Annotated in this window: 17 protein-coding genes; 12 read left to right on the top strand and 5 right to left on the bottom strand. The window is 71.9% G+C overall.

Annotated elements, in window-relative coordinates:
- The first annotated feature begins 109 nt into the window (after positions 1 to 109).
- The 4 genes from panD to ABZ721_RS22705 all read left to right on the top strand — a co-directional run bounded on the left by panD (position 110) and on the right by ABZ721_RS22705 (position 6,923).
- On the top strand, positions 110 to 535 hold the full coding sequence (panD, locus tag ABZ721_RS22720; RefSeq protein ID WP_358790484.1) for an aspartate 1-decarboxylase: 426 nt from the start codon (positions 110 to 112) through the stop codon (positions 533 to 535).
- Positions 536 to 652: 117 nt separating this feature from the next.
- The gene (locus tag ABZ721_RS22715) at positions 653 to 1,630 is read left to right on the top strand and encodes a helix-turn-helix transcriptional regulator (protein WP_358790483.1); all 978 of its coding nucleotides are present in this window, start codon (positions 653 to 655) and stop codon (positions 1,628 to 1,630) included.
- A gap of 256 nt (positions 1,631 to 1,886) precedes the next feature.
- Complete coding sequence (locus tag ABZ721_RS22710) at positions 1,887 to 5,975, top strand: carboxypeptidase regulatory-like domain-containing protein (RefSeq protein ID WP_358790520.1); 4,089 nt, start codon at positions 1,887 to 1,889, stop codon at positions 5,973 to 5,975.
- Between the two features lie 99 nt (positions 5,976 to 6,074).
- A complete protein-coding gene (locus ABZ721_RS22705) occupies positions 6,075 to 6,923 on the top strand; it encodes a hypothetical protein (RefSeq protein ID WP_358790482.1) in 849 nt (282 codons plus the stop codon).
- 66 nt (positions 6,924 to 6,989) lie between these two features.
- Here the strand turns inward: ABZ721_RS22705 and ABZ721_RS22700 are convergent, their stop codons facing one another.
- The 4 genes from ABZ721_RS22700 to ABZ721_RS22685 all read right to left on the bottom strand — a co-directional run bounded on the left by ABZ721_RS22700 (position 6,990) and on the right by ABZ721_RS22685 (position 10,510).
- Positions 6,990 to 7,739, bottom strand: a complete 750-nt coding sequence (locus tag ABZ721_RS22700; RefSeq protein WP_358790481.1) for an SDR family oxidoreductase — start codon at positions 7,737 to 7,739, stop codon at positions 6,990 to 6,992.
- 31 nt (positions 7,740 to 7,770) lie between these two features.
- Complete coding sequence (locus ABZ721_RS22695; RefSeq protein WP_358790480.1) at positions 7,771 to 8,574, bottom strand: SDR family oxidoreductase; 804 nt, start codon at positions 8,572 to 8,574, stop codon at positions 7,771 to 7,773.
- 1 nt (position 8,575) lies between these two features.
- Positions 8,576 to 10,033: an FAD-binding oxidoreductase gene (locus tag ABZ721_RS22690; protein ID WP_358790479.1), complete on the bottom strand. Its 1,458-nt coding sequence runs from the start codon at positions 10,031 to 10,033 to the stop codon at positions 8,576 to 8,578.
- Between the two features lie 102 nt (positions 10,034 to 10,135).
- Entirely contained in the window at positions 10,136 to 10,510 is a 375-nt protein-coding gene (locus ABZ721_RS22685; protein ID WP_358790478.1) for a hypothetical protein, read from the bottom strand.
- 248 nt (positions 10,511 to 10,758) lie between these two features.
- Between ABZ721_RS22685 and ABZ721_RS22680 the strand changes: the two genes are divergently transcribed.
- From ABZ721_RS22680 to ABZ721_RS22655, 6 genes are all read left to right on the top strand, one after another.
- Complete coding sequence (locus ABZ721_RS22680; RefSeq protein WP_358790477.1) at positions 10,759 to 11,532, top strand: SDR family oxidoreductase; 774 nt, start codon at positions 10,759 to 10,761, stop codon at positions 11,530 to 11,532.
- A 72-nt stretch (positions 11,533 to 11,604) separates the two neighbouring features.
- Entirely contained in the window at positions 11,605 to 12,828 is a 1,224-nt protein-coding gene (locus tag ABZ721_RS22675) for a cytochrome P450 (protein ID WP_358790476.1), read from the top strand.
- A 12-nt stretch (positions 12,829 to 12,840) separates the two neighbouring features.
- A complete protein-coding gene (locus tag ABZ721_RS22670; protein ID WP_358790475.1) occupies positions 12,841 to 13,035 on the top strand; it encodes a ferredoxin in 195 nt (64 codons plus the stop codon).
- A 183-nt stretch (positions 13,036 to 13,218) separates the two neighbouring features.
- Positions 13,219 to 14,109, top strand: a complete 891-nt coding sequence (locus ABZ721_RS22665; protein WP_358790474.1) for a GNAT family N-acetyltransferase — start codon at positions 13,219 to 13,221, stop codon at positions 14,107 to 14,109.
- A gap of 45 nt (positions 14,110 to 14,154) precedes the next feature.
- Positions 14,155 to 15,024 (top strand): ester cyclase family protein, encoded by an 870-nt coding sequence (locus ABZ721_RS22660; protein WP_358790473.1) that lies wholly within the window; start codon positions 14,155 to 14,157, stop codon positions 15,022 to 15,024.
- 137 nt (positions 15,025 to 15,161) lie between these two features.
- Complete coding sequence (locus tag ABZ721_RS22655) at positions 15,162 to 16,025, top strand: ester cyclase (protein WP_358790472.1); 864 nt, start codon at positions 15,162 to 15,164, stop codon at positions 16,023 to 16,025.
- A gap of 41 nt (positions 16,026 to 16,066) precedes the next feature.
- Here the strand turns inward: ABZ721_RS22655 and ABZ721_RS22650 are convergent, their stop codons facing one another.
- Complete coding sequence (locus ABZ721_RS22650) at positions 16,067 to 16,552, bottom strand: MarR family winged helix-turn-helix transcriptional regulator (RefSeq protein ID WP_358790471.1); 486 nt, start codon at positions 16,550 to 16,552, stop codon at positions 16,067 to 16,069.
- A gap of 342 nt (positions 16,553 to 16,894) precedes the next feature.
- Between ABZ721_RS22650 and ABZ721_RS22645 the strand changes: the two genes are divergently transcribed.
- A complete protein-coding gene (locus ABZ721_RS22645; protein ID WP_358790470.1) occupies positions 16,895 to 17,872 on the top strand; it encodes an NADPH:quinone oxidoreductase family protein in 978 nt (325 codons plus the stop codon).
- A 155-nt stretch (positions 17,873 to 18,027) separates the two neighbouring features.
- Positions 18,028 to 19,599: an MDR family MFS transporter gene (locus ABZ721_RS22640; protein WP_358790469.1), complete on the top strand. Its 1,572-nt coding sequence runs from the start codon at positions 18,028 to 18,030 to the stop codon at positions 19,597 to 19,599.
- Positions 19,600 to 19,654: the final 55 nt, after the last annotated feature.

Here is a 19,654-nt window from a genome sequence, read left to right as displayed (position 1 = left end):
TCACGTTCCGGTTGCCGCCCTGGACGCGGGCGCGTCGGGTTGTAGGATGTGGAAGATGCCCTTGACCTGCAAGAACGCAGGCAGGGAGCCTAGCTCCAGGAGTTTTCTCATGCAGCGCACCATGTTCAAGTCCAAGATCCACCGTGCCCGGGTGACCGAGGCCGATCTGCACTACGTGGGGTCGGTGACGATCGACGGGGAGCTCATGGAGGCGGCCGACCTGCTGCCGGGTGAGCTGGTGCACATTGTCGACATCGACAACGGTGCCCGGCTGGAGACGTACGTCATCGAGGGTGAGCGCGGTTCCGGAGTGATCGGGATCAATGGGGCGGCGGCGCATCTGGTGCACCCCGGTGATCTGGTCATCCTGATCAGTTACGCCCAGGTCGACGACGCCGAGGCGCGGGCGCTGAAGCCGAGGATCGTGCATGTCGGCGAGGGCAACCGGATCGTCTCGCTGGGCGCGGACCCCTCCGAGCCGGTTCCCGGCAGTGCGACCGTCCGTGGGCCGCATGCCGTGAGCTCCGCCGGCTGATCCGGTCGCACGTGGTGGCTCTGTGCGGGCTCCCCTGCACGTCACGCTACGTACCAGCTGTGTGACATACCCGTGTTCCGGGGGAGCCGTGCGCCGAGTCGGGCTAGTGTCCCGATCATGACCGAACGTCCGTTTGAGGCCCTGGGGTTGAGCGCCGATGCGGATCGGGCCTACCGGTTACTGGTGGCCACCCGCGGCGTCGCGGTGGGCGGGCTGGCGCGGGATCTCGGAGTGGCGGTGACGCGGGCGGAAGCGGTCTGCGCGGAGCTCGGGGCGCGCGGGCTGGCGCGGTCCGGGGGTGACGGGCGCTGGTATCCGGCTCCGCCACGGGTCGGACTGCTGCCGCTGGTGGCCCGGACGCAGGAACAGCTGCGGCAGGGGCGCGAGTTACTGGACCGGCTGGCGGTCGAGTACCAGCGGGTGCACGAGGGGTACCGCTCCGAGGAGATCGTCCAGGTCGTGGAGGGGTACGGCGCGGCCGGGCTGTGGGCCGAGCAACTGCGGCGCTCCGCGCGCACCGAGGTCGCCTCGTTCGTCCGCGGCCCGTTCCCCGCGGAGGGGGAGTGGCGCGACCCGCTGGACGGGGCGGAGCGGCCCGAGGAGGGTGTCCGGCACCGGGTGGTGCGCGAGCGGACGGCGCTGGAGGCCCCCGGTGTCCTGGGCGGGGCGGGCGAGAGGCGGGCTCGCGAGGAGGTGCGGGTGGCGGGCAGCCTGCCGATGCGGCTGTGCATCGCCGACCGGTCGCTGGCGCTGCTGCCGCTGGCCCCGGAGGCCGAAGTCCCGGGCCCGGCCATGCTGCTGGTGCGTCCCAGCGGGCTGCTGGACGCGCTCGTCGCGCTCTTCGAGGCGGTGTGGGCGTCGAGCACGCCGCTGCGGGAACGGGACTCCGACGGGCGCAGCGCCGTCCAGCTGCGCATCCTGGCGATGCTGGTCAACGGGAGCACCGACCAGGCGATGGCCCGGGCGCTGGGGGTCGCCGTGCGGACGGTGCAGCGCCATCTCGCGGTGATGGAGCGTGCGGCGGGCGTGGAGAACCGCGTCCAGTTGGTCTGGCACGCGGCGCGGCACGGCTGGCTGGACGAGCCGCAGCCGTGAACACGATCACAGCCGGAGCCGCCGCGTCCGATTGACAGGAACGCGACGCCGAATGCCGGGCCAGGGACTGTCAGGTATCCGACAACCATGTCACGTTCCGCTGGTACGGCTGAGGCGTAGGTATACGCAAGCGGTCCGTAGGACCCGCTGCCGGCCGTTCGACCCGCGTACCGGCCGGCTCCGGTCAGATTCCAGGAGTCCTGCTTTGCGTATACCCATACAGCGGCGGCCCGGAAGACGCAGAGGCGTCGCGTCGGTGATCGCCGCCGCCGCATCCGCCACCGTAGCCCTGCTCGGCCTCCAACTGCCCGCCGCGGCGCCCGCGTCGGCGGCCCCCACCGCCAAGCCCGACGTGACGGCCGCGTGCGGCGCCGCCAAGCCCGGTCAGTTCAGCTGCTTCGCGCTGCGCCGCACCGACCTGAAGGGCACCGTCGGCATCAACGCGGCCACCCCGAACGGCTTCGGCCCCGCCGATCTGCAGAGCGCCTACGCGCTGCCCGCCGACGGCGGCGCCGGCCAGACCGTGGCCATCGTCGACGCCTACGACAACCCCACCGCGGAGGCCGATCTCGCGGTCTACCGGGCGCAGTACGGACTCCCGGCCTGCACCACCGCCAACGGCTGCTTCCGCAAGGTCAGCCAGCGCGGCGGCACCGACTACCCGGCCCCCGACACCGGTTGGGCGGGTGAGATCTCGCTCGACGTCGACATGGTGTCCGCGGCGGCTCCCAACGCCCACATCCTGCTGGTCGAGGCCGACGACCCGAGCTTCGAGAACCTCGGCGCGGCGGTGAACCAGGCGGTCGCGCTCGGCGCCAAGTACGTCTCCAACTCGTACGGCACCGCCTACAATTCGACGCCCGGCAGCGGCGAGGACCCGTCCGAGACGACGTCGATGGACCCGTACTTCAACCACCCGGGCGTGGCCGTCGTCGCCTCCTCGGGCGACAGCGACTACGGCGTCAGCTACCCGGCGGCCTCCCAGTACGTGACCGCCGTCGGCGGCACCGCGCTGGCCAGGGACGCGAGCACCGGGCGCGGCTGGACGGAGTCGGTCTGGCACAACTCGTACGGCGGCCCCGGCTCCGGGTGCTCGCTCTACGAGCCCAAGCCCGCCTTCCAGACGGACACCCCCTGCGCGAAGCGCGCGGTGGCCGACGTCTCCGCCGTCTCCGACCCCCTGACGGGTGTCGCGGTCTACCAGACCTACGGGGCCTCCGGCTGGGCGGTGTACGGCGGGACCAGCGCCGCCTCGCCGATCATCGCGGGCGTCTACGCCGCGGCCGGCACCCCCGGCGCCGGCACGTACCCTAACTCCTACCCGTACACCAAGCCCGGTTCGCTCAACGACGTGACCACGGGCCTCAACGGCACCTGCACGCCGTCCTACCTGTGCACCGCGGGCGCCGGCTACGACGGCCCGACGGGCCTGGGCACCCCCAAGGGCCTGGACGCCTTCCGCAGCGGCCCGCACGGCGTGATCTCCGGGACCGTCACCGACCACGCCACCGGCGCGCCACTGGCCGGAGTGCAGGTCAAGGCCGGTGACCACAGCGCGGTCACCGACGCGGCCGGCGCGTACGCGCTCGACATCCCGCCGGGCACCTACGACGTGTCGGCGAGCGCCTACGGCTACGCCACCCGGACCGTCGCCTCCGTCGTCCTCACCGACGGCGGCACGGTCACCCAGTCGTTCGCGCTGGACGCCGTGCCCCGCCAGACCGTCTCCGGCAAGGTCGCCGACGGGTCCGGCCACGGCTGGCCGCTCTACGCGAAGATCACGGTGGACGGCGTGCCGGGCGGCCCGGTCTTCACCGACCCGGTCACCGGCGCCTACCAGCTGACGCTTCCGCAGGGCGTGTCGTACACCCTGCACGTCACCGCGGCCTACACCGGGTACAAGCCGGTGGACAAGGTCGTCGCGGTCGGCACCGCCGACCAGACCGTGAACGTCGCCGTGCCGGTGGACGAGATCGCCGCGCAGGCGCCCGGCTACGCCGTGCACCTCAACGGCACCACCGAGCCGTTCGACTCCACCAGCGGCGCGCCCGCGGGCTGGAGCGTGGTCAACGCCGACGGCACGACCGGCGGCTGGGGCTTCGACGACGCAGGCAAGCGCACCAACAAGACCGGCGGCACCGGCGGCTTCGCCATGATCGACAGCGACCACCTCGGCAGCGGCAAGCACCAGGACAGCCAGCTGATCACCCCGTCGTTCGACCTGACCGGCAGGACCAGCCCGGTGGTCGGCTTCGACACCGAGTACAAGGGTTACTCCAACTCGACCGCCGACGTGGACGTCAGCGCCGACGGCGGGACCACCTGGACCACGCTGTGGCACCAGACGACCGCCTCGGTCCTGGGCCCCAAGCACGTGGACCTGCCGCTGACCGCGTACGCGGGCAAGAGCGACGTGCGGCTGCGCTTCCACTACACCGGCACCTGGGCCTACTGGTGGGAGCTGGACAACGTCTTCGTCGGCCAGCGCTCCTACGACCCGGTCCCCGGCGGCCTGGTGGTCGGCAACGTGACGGACGCCAACACCCACACCGGCGTCAACGGCGCCACGGTCTCCAGCGTCGACGCCCCGGCCGAGAAGACCACGACCGCGGCGACCCCGGACGACCCGGTGCTCGGTGACGGCTTCTACTGGCTCTTCTCGCACCTGACCGGCAAGCACCCGTTCGTGGCCGCGGCGGCCGGCTACTCCAAGGCCTCCGCCACCGCGAACGTGCCGCCGGACGGCACCGTCGGGGCGGACCTCGCCCTGAAGGCGGGCCGGCTCCAGGTCACCCCCGGCGCCATCAACAAGACGGCCGCGTGGGGCGGCACCGCCACCCAGAAGGTGACGGTGAAGAACACCGGCACCGCTCCCGCCACCCTGAAGATCGGCGAGACCGCGGGCGACTTCGTCATCGCCAAGACCGGCGGAGCCCCGCTGAACGTCGTCAAGAGCAGCACCACCAAGCTGTCCCTGAGGTCGGACAAGGCCGGGCGGACCGCGCCCCTGGCGCAGAACGCGGCCGGCACGGCCTGGCAGATCATCGCCGACCTGCCGGTGGCGACCGGCGACAACGCCGTCGGCGTCGTCAACGGCACCGTCTACTCCGGCTTCGGCTTCACCGGCGCCGCGGACACCCGCGACCTGTACGCCTACGACAGCACCGCGGGCACCTGGACCAAGAAGGCCTCCGCGGCCGACACCCGTGAGGCGCCCGCCCGCGGGGTCATCGGCGGCAAGTTCTACGTCGCCGGCGGCTGGGGAGCCTCCGGCGCCCCCGACGCCAAGCTGGAGGTCTACGACCCCGCGGCCGACACCTGGTCCACCGGCACCGCGGCACCCAAGCCGTACGCCGGCTCGGGCAGCGCGGTGGTCAACGGCAAGCTGTACGTCGTCGGCGGCTGCACCGCCACCGTCTGCGGCACCACCGACGTGGCGGTCTACAACCCGGCGAGCGACAGCTGGTCCGCCGCGGCCGCCTACCCGGAGGCCATCGCCTGGGAGGCGTGCGGCGCCGTCAGCGGCAAGCTCTACTGCTCCGGCGGCACCACCGACGCGGGCAGCGTCAAGCACGGCTACGTCTACGACCCGGCCACCGACGCCTGGTCGCCGATCGCCGACCAGCCCACCGACCAGTGGGGCACGTCGTACACCTCCGCCAACGGGCTGCTGCTGATCGCCGGCGGCGCCATCAACAGCGGTGCGGCCCTCACCAACCAGGCGTGGGCCTACAACCCGGCCGACAACACCTGGAGCGCACTGCCCAACGCCAACGCGTCGGTCTACCGCGGCGGCGCGGGACCGGGCTTCTACGCGATCGGCGGCCTGGCCGGCCAGACCCCCGTCAAGACGGCCGAGCTGCTGCCCGGCTACGACCAGACGGACAGCGCCGACGTCAGCTGGCTGAGCGAGAGCACCGGCGAGCTGACCGTGGCGGCCGGCGCGACGGTGTCGTTCACCGTCACGCTGGACGCGTCGGTGCCGGAGGTCACCCAGCCCGGCACGTTCCACGCCTCGCTGGCGCTGACCAGCGACACCCCCTACCGGCTGGACCCGATCGGTGTCACCTTCACCGTCAAGCCCCCGGCCACCTGGGGCAAGATCACCGGCAAGGTGACCGGAGCGGGCACGCCGCTGGCGGGCGCGACCGTCCAGATCAACACCTGGGCGACGCACTACACGCTCAAGACGGCCACGGACGGGACGTACGCCCTGTGGCTCGACGTCCGCAACAACCCGCTGACCCTGATCATCGCCAAGGACGGCTACCAGCCGACCACGACGACCGTGAAGATCAAGAAGGGAGCGGTCACCACCAGCAACTTCGACCTCCTGAAGAGTTGACGAAAGGTGAGCTGAACCGCTGAGATCGCTGGAGGGGACCGGGCGCACCGGTCCCCTCCACGCGGGTGGCGCAGCGCCGCCGAGAGGGAAGGCCGTTCCATGGACACCGCCTGGTCAGGACTGATCGACGACGCCGCGCTGTTCCCCCCGGGGGACGTGCCGCTGCCGCGGGCACTGCCCGCCCACCTGGGCTACCGGACGGCGTGGTTCGCGGACCTCGTCGGCCCCTTCGTCTTCCCCGCCCCCCGGCTGGGCGAGCTCGCGGACGCCATCGCGGCGGTGCCCGGCAGCGACCCCGTCGCCATCGGCCTGACGGTGCCGGGCGGCGTCCCGGCGCTGCTGCCCGCCCTGGACCTGCTCGCGAAGGTGCCCGGGGCCCGGCTCGCGGCCGTGGAGATCGCGCTGCCCGACGGCGCCGCGATCGGTGAGGCCCTCGCCGTCCTGGACCGCGAGCTGCCCGGGGACGTCACCGCGCACGTGGAGGTGGCGCGCGGCGCCCTCGGCCCGGAGGCGGCCGACGCGCTGGCGGCCGGCCGGCACCACGCCAAACTGCGCACCGGCGGCACCGCCGCCGCGGCGTTCCCGGACGCGGCGGAACTGGCCGGGGCGATCGTGACCTGCGCCGGCCGCGGACTGCCCTTCAAGTGCACCGCCGGACTGCACCACGCCCTGCGGCACACCGACCCGGTGACCGGCTTCGAGCACCACGGCTTCCTCAACGTCCTGCTGGCCACCGCGGCGGCCCTGGACGGCGCCGACGGCGACGCGGTGGCGGCGCTGCTGGCCGAGCGGGCGGCGGAATCGGTCCGCGACCGCGTCGAGCGGCTGGGCGCGGACGGCATCGCCCGGGTGCGCGCGACCTTCACGTCCGTCGGCTCCTGCAGCGTCCACGAGCCCGTGGCCGACCTGACCGCGCTGGGCCTGCTCACGGCACCGCCGCAGGGCTGAGCCCGCGACGGCGCGCAGGCCCCCGCCGGGTGCGGCGGGGGCCTGCGCGGTGCGGTGCGGGTGCGGTCAGATGCCGCCGTCGACGTTCAGGGTCTCGCCGGTGAGGTACGAGGCGAGGTCGCTGAGCAGGAAGAGCACCGGCCCCGCGAGTTCCGGCACGGTGCCCAGCCGGCCCAGCGCGGTCTTCTTCGAGTACATCTGCCGCATCCCGTCGGCCCGTTCCTGCGGCATCGCCGCGAAGGCCTCGGTCTCGATGATGCCGGGCGCCACGACGTTGACGCGGATGCCGCGCGGGCCCAGCTCCACGGCCAGCGAGCGCGACAGCCCGATCATCGCGGCCTTCGCCGCCGTGTAGTGCGCCCGCAGCGGGATGCCGGCCGCCGCGCCGCGCGCGCCGATGTTGACCACCGAGGCGCCCTCGCCGAGCAGCGGCAGCGCCTGCTGGATCACCCGGTAGGCCGCCGTCACGTGCGAGTCCAGGACCCGGGACCACTCCTCGGCGGGGAGTTCGCCGAAGGGGACGTGACTGATGACACCGGCGTTGTTGACGATGCCGTCGAGCCGGCCGAAGCGCTCCTTCGCCTCGGCGACCAGCCCGTCGATCTCGGCGATCTCGAGCACGTCCGCCCGCACCACATGGTGGTCGCCGCCGGTCTCGGCCAGCGCCTTGACGAGGGACTCGACCGCTTCCCCCTCCTGCCGGTAGCAGGTGATCACATCGGCCCCGGCCGCGGCGGCCGCCAGCACGATGCCGCGGCCGATGCCCCGGCTGCCACCGGTGACCAGGACTTTCCTGCCTGTCAGCGAGATTGCCACGTTCCCTGTCCCTCCGCAGTGCCGACGGGGCTCACACGCAGCCGTCGACGTGGATGTTCTGACCCGTGATGTACGTCGAGAGGTCGCTCAGCAGGAACAGCACCGACCCGGCGATCTCCTCGACGCGGCCGAGCCGGCCGAGCGCGGTGAAGGAGGAGAACATCTTCCGCTGGAACGCGGCGACCTGCGGGGGGAGGTCGTCCATCGCCTCGGTGTCGATCCGGCCGGGCGACAGGGTGTTGACCCGGATGCCCCGGGGCCCCAGTTCACGGGCCAGCGAGCGGGTCATGCCGACCAGGGCCGCCTTGACGGCCGTGTAGTGCACACCGCCGTCGATGCCGATGAACGCCACCGTGGACCCGATGTTGACGATCGAGGAGCCGGGGGCGAGCAGGGGCAGCGAGCGGTGGATGACGAGATGGGCGGCGGTGAGGTTGCCGTCCACGGTGGCGGCCCACTGGGTCGCGTCCAGCTCCGCGTAGGGCGTCGGCACGTAGGTGCCGGCGTTGTTGACGATCGCGTCGAGACCGCCGAAGCGGGCCTCGCAGGCGTCGGCGATCTCCTCGATGTCCGCCGCCTTGGTGGCGTCGGCGCGCAGCACCAGGTGCTTGCCGCCGGTGGCCGCGAGTTCCGCCTCCAGCGTGGTGACCGCCTCTCCGGGCTGCCGGTAGCAGGTGACGACCTGCGCTCCGGCGCGCGCGGCGGCGAGCACGATGCCGCGCCCGATGCCGCGCGAGCCGCCGGTGACGAGAATGCGCTTGCCCCGCAGGTCCCAGGTGCTCGCCCCCTGCGGGGCGGTGTCCGGGTCGGCGGTGTGGTCGTGGTCCAGGGTCATCTCAGCTCCCGATGCTCTGCGAATGCCGGAAGAAGTTGTCCGGGTCGTACTGCCGCTTGATGTCGAGCAGCCGGGGGTGGTTCTCGCCGTAGTACGCGGCACCCCAGTTCTCCGGCGTGCGGGAGCTGGGGAAGTTGATGTACGCGCCGCTGGCGATCGGGGCGAGCGCCGCGGTGGCGCCGTCCGCCCAGGCGGTGAGGTCCGCGACGGTCTCCGGCGCCGGCACGTCCTCGCGCACCGCCATCTGGTAGCCCGTCAGGAACTGTGCGTCGCGGTGCACGTACGCGCTCTCGGTCCTGCCGACCTCGTTCGCCACCCCGCCCAGCGCGATGCACAGCAGGTACCGCTCGTTGTCCCGCCGCGGGTCCCACGCGTCGAGCAACCGGTTCGCCTCGTCCCGGGTCACCGGCCGGTTCGTCAGCGCGTAGCTCTGCCGGGTGAAGGGGTGGCGGTGGCCGACCGCCAGCGGGTTGTGGCCGGTGCGGTGGCACTGGGCGACGGACTTGTCGTCGCACAGCCGCTCGTGCATGACCTCGCTGTACGGCAGGGGTTCGCCGACGGTCCGCTTGACCGGCCGGGCCCCGACCCGCTCGGCCAGCTCGTCGAGCAGGCCCTCCAGCTCGTCCTTCGTCCCGTGGTGGGCGCCCCAGACGTTGATGATCGGGTCGTCGTGCGGGCTGAACATCTGCGGCAGCACGACGAGGGAGGAGCCCAGGTCGTTCGGGGCGCTCGCGCACCACTCCTGCCAGCCGGCCAGCACGTCCGCGGCCTGCCCGAAGTCCCACATGGTGTCGTAGCCGACCAGCAGCGGCGCGTCGATCGGGCGGACGTCGAAGTCCACCACGATCCCGAAGTTGCCGCCCCCGCCGCCGCGCACCGCCCAGTACAGGTCCGGGTCGTGGGTGGCGGAGCAGCGGATCACCCGGCCGTCGGCCAGCAGTACGCGGGCGGAGACGACCCGGTCGCTGCCGACGCCGAACTTGCGGGTCTGCCAGCCGAGGCCGCCGCCGGACAGGAAGCCGCCGGCGCTCACGGTGGGGAAGGTGCCGGTGACGAGCTGGGTGCCGGTGGGCCGCAGCACGTCGAGCGCGTCCACCGACTGGGTGCCCGCGCCCAGGCGCACCGAGCCGTTGCAGACCAGCACGTGGTTGATCCGCGACAGGTCGACGACCAGCCCCGGGCCGGTGGACCAGCCGTTGAAGCTGTGGCCGCCGCTGCGGGTGTGCAGCGGCACGTCGTGCTCCTGGGCGAAGCGCACGCAGGCGCGCAGATCGTACGGCGATTCGCAGTAGGCGACCGCCTGCGGGCCGATGACGTCGTACTCCTTGTTCTGCAACTGCCGCGCGAAGCCGTACCCCGCGTCGGAGGGGAGGACCACGTCACCGCGGAGCAGGGAGCGCAGTCCTTCCCAGACGGCGGAGCCGGGCGCGGCGCGGAGCAGAGTCTGTTCTGTGGCCAAAGTTCGTTCCTCCCGGGAACTGTTCAGGAAGACGGCGGACCGCTCGGCGCCGCGCGCGCCGGTACTCGCACGGGACAGGGGCTGAGCCGGGCCGGGCTGCGGCTACTTGTCGATGCCGTACTTCACGGCGACGACCTTCGAGCCGCCGTGGCCGCGCTGCCGGTTGCCCTGCGGGTCGTAGAACGACGCGCCGCCGAGCCCCTCCCAGCGCGTGTCGGAGACGAACTGGCCCTCGACGTTGATGTGCGCCTCGCCGACGAGCTTGCCCCCCTCGTCGGTGGCGAGGATGTGGAAGTTGTACTCGAAGGTGTCCTCGCCGGTGAGCGCCCAGTTGCCCAGGCCGATGTTCTTGGTGTTCGTCTGGGTCGAGGTGACACCGCCGTCGGCGGAGAACGAGACCAGCCCGAACGTGGGCTCGCCGTCGTTGTCGAGTTCGGTGGTCCAGGTGCCGACCAGTCGTCCGCTCGCTTCGCTCATCGCAGCTGTCCTCCATCAGTTCGGCTGGCCCCGGTCAGGGCTCCGCTCCACCCCGCGGGCGGTCGGACAGGACGCTGACAGGACGGTCTTGAGGAGTGGTCGAACCGTCGTGCAGCCCGCGCACGGCGCCCCGCCCGCAGTTGACCGCGATTCGAGCCGCAGGCCCGATGCTCGGGCTCGAGCGCCACTCGCGGGACGCGCTGCAGTACCACCGCCGTTGCCCTGACCACGAAAGCGGGTTGTCCCGGATGAAGACCGATCTGCGCGACAAGGTAGTGATGGTGACCGGGGCCTCCTCGGGGATCGGACGCGCGACGGCGCGGGCCTTCGGCGCCGAGGGCGCACGGGTCGCCATCACCTACTACTCGAACCTGGCCGGCGCCGAGGAGACGGCGGCCCAGGTCACGGCCGAGGGCGGCACCCCGCTGATCGTCCGCTACGACCTCAACGAGGAGCGGGTGATCCGCGAGGCCGTCGGTGAGGTGGTGTCCGCCTGGGGCGGCATCGACGTGCTGGTGAACAACGCCGTCGTGTGGGGGGACGCCATCCCGCGCCCCGGCCGGCCCATGCCCGCCTTCGAGGACGTCCCCGCCAAGCAGTGGCAGGAGGTGCTGCGGACGTCCGTCGACGCGGTCTACCACACGCTGCAGGCCGCCCTGCCGGCGATGCGCGGCCGCGAGTGGGGCCGGGTGGTGATGCTCGGCGCCGGGCTGGCCGAGGCGGGCATGGTCGGCGGCGGGGCGTACGGCGCGGCCAAGTCCGGTCTGTACGGGCTGCTGCGCAGCCTGGCCTGGGACCTGGGGCCGGAGAACATCCTGGTGAACATGGTCGTCCCCGGCCAGACCCTCACCGACACCGTCCTGCGCAACGCCCCCGCTCCGATGCTGGAGGCGAAGGCCAAGACACTGGCCTCCCAGCACCTGTCCACGCCGGAGGACGTCGCCAACACGATCGTGTTCCTCGGCTCGGCCGCCAACGGCAACATCAACGGCCAGGCCGTCAGGGTCACCGGCGGATCCTGAGCCGCCTCGGGGCACCTGCCGCCGATCAGTCCGCACCACAGGCCACCAGGCCCCACACACAGGAGGTAGACCATGGCGGAAGCCGACACCCGGCAGATCGAGCCGGAGGCCCCCGCTTACCCGATGCAGCGCACCTGCCCCTACCAGCCGCCGCAGGGCTACGAACAGCTGCGGGAGCAGGGGCCGCTGGCCCGCGTGACGCTGTTCGACGGACGTACGGCGTGGGTCGTGGGGGGAAACACCGAGGGTCGGGCGCTGCTGCCCGACCCCCGGCTCTCCGTCGACGTCCGCAACCCCGACTTCCCGCTGATGGCACCGCGCATCGAGGCGCAGCGCCAGCGGGCGACCCCGCTGATCGGCGTCGACGACCCGGAGCACGCCCGGCAGCGCCGGATGTCCATCCCGGGCTTCGGCATCCGGCGGATCAACGCGCTGCGGCCGGAGATCGAGAAGATCGCGGACACGCTGATCGACAACATGACGGCGCACGGCTCCTCCGCCGACCTGGTCACGGAGTTCGCGCTGCCGCTGCCGTCGAAGGCGATCTGCCTGCTGCTGGGCATCCCGTACGAGGACCACGACTACTTCGCGGAACGCTCGCGGCACGTGCTGTCCTCGTCGGGCGAGGAGCAGGCCGCGCAGGCCCAGCAGGCCTTCGGGGAGATCCTGCAGTACCTGTACGACCTGATCGGCGAGCGCGAGGCCGACCCGCGGGACGGGCTGCTGGACGAGCTGATCACCCAGCGGCTGCTCGAAGGGGCGGTGGACCGCAACGAGCTGGCGATGATCGCCACGGTGCTGCTGGTGTCGGGCCACGAGACGACCGCGAACATGATCGGCATCAGTGTGCTGACGCTGCTGGAGCACCCCGAGCAGCTGGCCGCGCTGCGCGCCGACCCGGCGCTGATGCCGGGCGCGGTCGACGAGCTGTTCCGCTTCACGTCCATCGGCGACACCCTGCCCCGGGTGGCGACGGAGGACATCGAGGTCGGCGGGCAGCTCATCAAGGCGGGCGACGGCGTCATCGTCTCCAACATGCTGATGAACCGCGACCCGTCGGCGTTCGAGAACGCCGACCAGCTCGACATCCGCCGGGCTGCCGGACGGCATGTCGCGTTCGGCTTCGGCATCCACCAGTGCATCGGGCAGAACCTGGCGCGGGCCGAGATGGAGATCGCCCTGAACCGGCTCTTCTCCCGGCTGCCGAACCTGCGGCTGGCGATCCCGGCGAGCGAGGTGCAGGTCAAGCCCGCGTTCGTGCTGCAGGGCGTGGAAGAACTTCCGGTGACCTGGTGAGGGAGGACCGCCATGCGTGTGAGTGTCGACAGTGAGCGGTGCGTGGGAGCGGCGCTGTGCACCATGACCGCCCCCGGCGTCTTCGAGCAGGACGACGAGGGGGTCAGCGCGGTCATCCCGGGCCGTGAGGACGGGGCCGGGGACCCGAGGGTGCACGAAGCGGTACGGGTCTGCCCGGTGCAGGCCATCTCGGTCGCGGCGGAGTGAGCGCGGCCGGCCCGCGGCGGTGAGCGAGTGGGGTCCGGGACATCCGGGCCCCATTTCGCGTTCGAGTGGTCCTCGATTAAAACGATGGAAGTGCCTGGGTAAATAATTGGTATGGAAATCCGCAGCTTGGACGGGGATGACCCGGCCACCATCACCGCTCTCCTCCCCGGTTTCCGGGAGACGATGAGCCTCGAACTTCCGAACGATCCACCGGTGACCGAGGCGCTGCTGGCCCGACTCATGCAGCGCAGACACGGCACGGACCGGGTGGTGCTGGCGGCCTTCGACGGGGACACGGCCGCGGGCTCGCTCAAACTCGGCCTGGACCTCGCGGAGCCCGCCGACACGGGCCACGGATCCCTCTGGGTCTTCCCCGCGTTCCGGCGCCGCGGCGCGGGCCGGCTGCTCATCGAGGCGGCCCGTACCGAACTCGCCGCCCGCGGTCGCGGCCGGTTGCTGCTGGACGCCCCGCACACCGCCGCCTCCACGGGCTTCGCCGCCGCGGTCGGCGCCGGGCTCACCGTCACCAACCTCCGCAACCGGCTGCGGCTCGACGCGGCGGTCCGGGCGCGGCTGGACGGGTACGCCGACGGGAAGGTGCCCGGCTACCACCTGGCGTTCTGGCTCGGCGGCTGCCCCGACAACCTCGTGGACTCCTACGCCCTGGCCTGGGGCCGGTTGGACGTCCAGGTCAACGGGCAGGCCAGGATCGCGTCGCCGACTGCGGCCGACGTGCGCGCCCGCGAGGAGGAGGCGGCCCGCACCGGCCACCGCCAGTACACCGCCGCGGCCGTCGAGAACGGCACCGGAGCGGTGGTCGGGTACAGCACTCTCTACGTCCGCGACAGCCCGATGGCCGACGCCGGGGAGGTGCTGGTCCTGCCGGACCACCGCCGCCGCGGACTCGGCACGCTGACCAAGGCGTTCGCGACGGCCTGGGCGGCGCGGGAGAACCCGCACCTCGCCCTGGTGCAGGCATGGAACGAAACGGAGAACGCGGCGATCGTCGCGCTCAACGGCAAGCTCGGATTCACGGCCGACTCGTCGTGGTCCACCTACGAATTGAAGACCTGAACACCACCATCATGTTCCACCGGTCACGGGGGAGGCAGGAAAACCATGACAGTCGGATACATCGTCGGCGCCACGCCGACAAGGGTAGGAAATGCCGAAGTGGTGCGGGAGCTCTTCGAGGAGATCCTGGCCGGACACCGGTTCGACGAGGCGGCGGAGCGGATCCACCCCGACTACGTCGAGCACGATCCGCTGATCACGTCGTCGGGCGGGGGCCTGGTCGGCTTCTGGCGCAGGATCGCGGCGGAGTTCGAGGACCTGGCGGTGGAGGTGGAGAACCTCGTGCCGGACAACGACCGGGTGATGCTCTTCGTGACCTGGCGGGGCACCCGCGCCGGGGCGGCGCAGGTGCTGCACACCGCCGAGCTCTTCCGCCTGGAGAGCGGCCGGGTGGCCGAGCACTGGGACGTGGTGGACCAGTCGGTGCTCGTCCCGCTGGGGATCGGGCCCGCCGAGGGCGGCCAGCCGGCCGGTCCCGGCCTGGTCGGACCGCACACCGATCTGGAGGAGGCCAACGCGGCGCTGGTGCTGGGTGCGTACCGCCAGGTGTTCACCGAGCACCGGCTGGACCTCGCCGAGACGTACTACCACCAGAACTATGCCCATCACAATCTCAAGACGGACCAGGTCCCGGCCGGACTCGACGCCTTCAAGGCGTACTTCGCGGACAACATCGCCGCGTTCCCCGACCTGGCGACGACCGTGGAGCACATCGTCGCCGACGGCGACCGCGTCATGGTCTTCGTGGTGTGGCGCGGCACGCTCACCGGCGCGTGGAGCGGCGGCGGGCCCTCGGACCAGGTCCTGGAGATGCGCACCTGCGACCAGTTCCGCATCGCGGGCGGCAAGGTCGCGGAGCACTGGGAGGTCGTCGACTACCTGGCGCTGGAACAGGCCGGGCTGCCGACTCCATGACGGAGCGGGCCCGCCGGTCAGCCGGCGGGCCCGCTGCCGGGCCGGGGGGCCAGCGGGATGCACAACGATCACGGCAACACGGTGCGGACCGGGGACGTCCGCACCTTTCACATGACCAAGGGGGAGGCGTGGAATTCATGGCGCCTGGATACATCGTCGGTGCGACGCGGGAACGCGTGGGGAACGCCGAGGCGGTGCGGGAGCTGTTCGAGGACATCGTGGGCCGGCACCGTTTCGACGAGCTCGCGGAGCGGATCCTTCCCGGTTACGTCGAGCACGATCCGCTGATCAGGTCACTGGACGGAGGCCTGGTCGGCTTCTGGAAGAGGCTCGCGGCGGAGTTCGGGGACCTGGAGGTGACGGTCCGGAACCTGGTGCCGGACAACGACCGGGTGATGCTCTTCGTGACCTGGCGGGGCCGCTCGCGGGCGGGGGCGCTGCACACCGCCGAACTCTTCCGCCTCGAAGGCGGCCGGGTGGCCGAGCACTGGGACGTGGTGGACCGGTCGGAGCTGGTCGAGCTGGGCATCGGGCCGGGGGAGGCCGGCCAGCCGGCCGGTCCGGGCCTGGTGGGGCCGCACACGGAACTGGAGGAGGCCAACGCGCGGCTGGTCCGGGGCGCGTACCGGACGGTGTTCAGCGAGCACCGGCTGGACCTCGCCGAGGAGTACTACCACCGCCACTACGCGCACCACAATCTGCGGACCGACGCCATCCCGTCCGGCCTCGACGCCTGCAAGGCGTTCGTCGCGGAGAACCTCGCCATGTTCCCGGACCTGACGGCCACGGTCGAGCACGTGGTGGCGGACGGCGACCGCGTCATGGTCTTCGTGCTGTGGCGCGGGACGATGACCGGTGCGGGCAGGGGTGGCGGGCCGACGGGCCGGGAGCTGGTGATGCGCACCGGCGACCACTTCCGCATCGCGGGCGGCAAGGTGGCCGAGCTCTGGGAGGTCGTCGACTACCTGGCGCTGCGGCAGGCCGGAATGCCGACGCCGTGACCCGGCGCGCGGGACGTGCCCCCGGGGCACCGGGGGCACGTCTACCGGGCGGACGGGCGCAGGTCGGCGACGGCGTCCACGTACTTGATCAGCAGGCGGGCGAAGTCCAGCCGGTCGTGCTCGCTCCACTCGCGCGTGATGTGCTCGAACGCCTCGCGCTGGTGCCGGCGGAACCGCGCCAGCATCTCGACGCCCTCCGGAGTGAGCTCCAGGATCGTGCGGCGGCCGTCGCGCTGGGAGGCGGCCCGGACCAGGTACCCCGACGCGATGCAGTCGGAGACCATCCGGCTCGCCACCGAGGGGTCCACGGCGAGGCGTTCGGCCACCACCCCGACGGTGGTCTCCTGGCCGGGGACGTCGGCCGGGTCCTCCACGAGGGCGAGCACCAGGGTCCTGGTCATGTCCTTGCGGGAGACCGGATTCTCGACATCCAGCAGCGCGGTGCGCCGCAGGCGGGAGAAGGCCGGCCCCACAGCGTCTAGCAGCGCTCCGGCCTGCGCCTTCTCGGTCCCGCTCTCGGAGGTCATCCCCACATGCTAGGCGCTGATCAAAGGTCCGGGACAGCATCCGCCTGTCCGAAAGCACGTGTACGCGACCCCGTGCGCGCGACCTGATCGCGGGGCTCCGCGGTCCAGGCCCGGTCCAGGTGGATTCAAGGCGCGGGTGGGACCGTTGGGTGCACGTGACCCGTGCGCCGCGGCGGCGCGGCACGGCTCCAGGAGAAGGGGGCCGTACGACTCCGCGCTGTCGCGGTGCCCTTGTGGACACACACACATGTGCATGAGAGCATGTACTTGCACTCGGTTTCCTGGGCGGAGTCGCCGGCAGACGCCCGTGACTCGTCAAGACTTCCTAGTTGGGAGAACACCATGCGAATCGTCCGCCACTACGAACACGGAGCCCCCAAGGTGCTGCGTGTCGAAGAGGCCGATAAGCCGCAGCCCGGCCCGGGAGAGGTGCTCATCCGCGCCGAGGCCATCGGCGTCACCTTCGCCGAGGTCCAGCGCCGGCAGGGCGTGCCGATCGGCGGCCACGCCGAGCTTCCCGGAGCGCCCGGCGGCGACGTGGCCGGCACGGTCGAGGCGCTCGGCGAGGGCGTCACGAACGTGAAGATCGGCGACCGCGTGGTCGGCGACGTCGACACCGGTGCCTACGCCGACTTCTGCACCACTCGCGCCGACTGGCTCATCAAGATCCCGGACAGCCTGGACGCCGCCGAGGCGACCGCTCTGCCGAGCCCCGCCCAGACCGCGTACCACGCGCTCAAGGAAGCCGGCCAGCTCAAGCCCGGCGAGACCGTCCTGATCGACGCCGCCGCCGGCGGCGTCGGCCACCTCGCGGTGCAGATCGCCAAGGCGATGGGCGCCGGCAAGGTGATCGCCACCGCCAGCAGCCAGGCCAAGCTGGACTTCGTCCGCGACCTGGGTGCCGACGTGACGATCAACTACACCGACGACGACTGGGACGAGCAGGTCAAGGCCGCTACTGACGGCAAGGGCGCCGACGTCGTCATGGAGACGGTCGGCGGCGACATCCTGCTCAAGAGCGTCCGGCTGACCGCCACCTTCGGCCGGCTGGTCTTCTACGGCTCGGCCGCGGGCAACGTCCCGGAGATCAACATCCTGGCGCTGAGCCGGATGAAGACCATCGCCGGTTTCGCCCTGTACGCACTGCTCTACTACAAGCCCGAGGTGATCGCCGCGGGCCAGCGCGACCTGCTCGACATGATCAGCTCGGGCAAGGTCAAGCCCGTCATCCACGAGCGCCTCGGCCTCGAGGACGCCGTGCGCGCGCACGAGCTGATGGAGGCCCGCTCGCAGCTGGGCAAGGTCGTCCTCATCCCGTAACCCTCGTCCCCGCGCACCTCTTGAAGCTCCCCGACCGGCGCCCCGCCCAGCCCCCCGGCTGCCGCGGGACACCGGGCCGGGAGTCCGGCGGCCGGCCCGACCTCCCCCGTGGAAGGGCCGGCCACCGGGGCCACGCCCCAGGAAAGGGCACTCCCGTGAACGACACCGCGCACGAGTCCGGCCCCCCGCCGGCCGGCACCACCGGTCCGCCCGCCCGTACCGGCCTCATCATGATCGGCTGCCTGACCGCGGTCTTCCTGGCCCTGCTGGACGCCCAGATCATGGCCACGGCGCTGCCCCGCGTCGTCGGAGACCTCGGCGGCCTCAACGTCTTCGCCTGGGTGGCGACGGCGTACATCATCGCCAGCAGCGTCACCACCCCCCTCTACGGCAAGCTCGGCGACCTCTTCGGTCGCAAGGGCGTCTTCCTCGTCGCGATCGGCATCTTCCTCGTGGGCTCCGCGGCCTGCGGCTGGGCCCAGTCGATCGAGCAACTGCTCGCCTTCCGCGTCGTGCAGGGCATCGGCGCCGGCGGCCTGTTCGTCTCCGTGCTCTCCGTCATCGGCGAGCTCTTCAGCCCGCGCGAGGGAGCCCGCTACTACGGCTACTTCTCCATCGCGTTCGCCGGTGCCGCACTCGCCGGCCCGCCCATCGGCGGCGTGCTGACCGACGCCCTCGGCTGGCGCTGGGTCTTCTACATCAACCTGCCGGTCGGCGCCGCCGCCTTCCTCCTGGTCGCCGTCTTCCTCAAGCTGCCGGTGCGCCCGCGCCGGCCGCAGATCGACTACGCCGGCTTCCTGCTGCTCAGCGCCGCCATCGTCGCCCTGACCCTGCTCACCAGCTGGGCCGGGGTGCGCTACGCCTGGGGCTCCGCGACGATCCTCGGCCTCGCCGTCGTGATCGTCGTCGCCGCGGCTCTGTTCGTCCTCGTCGAGAAACGGGCCGCCGAACCCGTCATCCCGCTCCACCTGTTCCGGGACTCGACGTTCAGCATCGCCGCGCTCGTCAGCATCGTCGCCGGCTTCGTCTTCGTCGGCTCGGTGAACTTCCTCGCGCTCTTCCTGCAGGTCGTCACCGGAGCCAGCGCGACGATGTCCGGGGTGATCCTGCTGCCCATGATGCTGGGCCTGGTCGCCTCCTCGATGATCAGCGCGCGCATCATCCACCACACCGGCAACTACAAGTGGTACCCGGCGGCGAGCATGGCCATCGGCATCGTCTCCGCCCTGCTGCTCGCCACCATGGACGCGGACACCTCGCGCGTCATGGCCACCGGCTACATGCTGCTGCTCGGCATCGCCGCGGGCCTGAACATGTCCGTGCTCACCATGGCCGCCCAGAACACGGCCCCGCGCGACGACATCGGGGCGGTCTCGGCGACCGTCTCGTTCAGCCGGATGCTCGGAGCCTCGCTCGGCATCTCCGTCTTCGCGGCGATCTTCTACAACCGCCTCACCGACGAACTCGCCCGGCGCGTCCCGGCCGGTGCGCTCGGCACCACCGACCACAACTCGCTGTCGGACGCGGAGGTGCTGAAGAATCTCGGCGCCCCGGTGCGGCGGGCGGTGGAGCAGGCGTACGCCGCCTCCCTCACCCCCGTCTTCATCACCGCGGCCGTGGCGCTCGCCGTGGGCCTGGCGCTCTCCGTCCTGCTGAAGAACATCCCCCTGCGCACCTGGAACAACGACGCGGCCGCCGAGCAGAAGGAAGCCGCCGAACAGCACTGAACCACCCGCACGCACGATCCGAGTGCCCTGCCTCCCGCGGCCACGGGAGGCAGGG

Origin of the sequence: Streptomyces sp. NPDC006733, assembly GCF_040636125.1 — a bacterium.
Lineage (GTDB): Bacteria > Actinomycetota > Actinomycetes > Streptomycetales > Streptomycetaceae > Actinacidiphila.
The sequence above is the reverse complement of the archived record's forward strand: the minus strand, read 5'-3'. Positions and strand labels throughout refer to the sequence as shown.

Bases quoted from the DNA above. Each gene is read 5' to 3' on its own strand.
- ABZ721_RS22650 (WP_358790471.1), bottom strand. From the start codon at position 16,552: ATGACCTCCGAGAGCGGGACCGAGAAGGCGCAGGCCGGAGCGCTGCTA.
- ABZ721_RS22665 (WP_358790474.1), top strand. From the start codon at position 13,219: ATGAGCCTCGAACTTCCGAACGATCCACCGGTGACCGAGGCGCTGCTG.
- ABZ721_RS22695 (WP_358790480.1), bottom strand. From the start codon at position 8,574: ATGACCCTGGACCACGACCACACCGCCGACCCGGACACCGCCCCGCAG.
- ABZ721_RS22660 (WP_358790473.1), top strand. From the start codon at position 14,155: ATGACAGTCGGATACATCGTCGGCGCCACGCCGACAAGGGTAGGAAAT.
- ABZ721_RS22705 (WP_358790482.1), top strand. From the start codon at position 6,075: ATGGACACCGCCTGGTCAGGACTGATCGACGACGCCGCGCTGTTCCCC.
- ABZ721_RS22715 (WP_358790483.1), top strand. From the start codon at position 653: ATGACCGAACGTCCGTTTGAGGCCCTGGGGTTGAGCGCCGATGCGGAT.
- panD (WP_358790484.1), top strand. From the start codon at position 110: ATGCAGCGCACCATGTTCAAGTCCAAGATCCACCGTGCCCGGGTGACC.
- ABZ721_RS22670 (WP_358790475.1), top strand. From the start codon at position 12,841: ATGCGTGTGAGTGTCGACAGTGAGCGGTGCGTGGGAGCGGCGCTGTGC.
- ABZ721_RS22685 (WP_358790478.1), bottom strand. From the start codon at position 10,510: ATGAGCGAAGCGAGCGGACGACTGGTCGGCACCTGGACCACCGAACTC.
- ABZ721_RS22680 (WP_358790477.1), top strand. From the start codon at position 10,759: ATGAAGACCGATCTGCGCGACAAGGTAGTGATGGTGACCGGGGCCTCC.
- ABZ721_RS22645 (WP_358790470.1), top strand. From the start codon at position 16,895: ATGCGAATCGTCCGCCACTACGAACACGGAGCCCCCAAGGTGCTGCGT.
- ABZ721_RS22675 (WP_358790476.1), top strand. From the start codon at position 11,605: ATGGCGGAAGCCGACACCCGGCAGATCGAGCCGGAGGCCCCCGCTTAC.
- ABZ721_RS22655 (WP_358790472.1), top strand. From the start codon at position 15,162: ATGGCGCCTGGATACATCGTCGGTGCGACGCGGGAACGCGTGGGGAAC.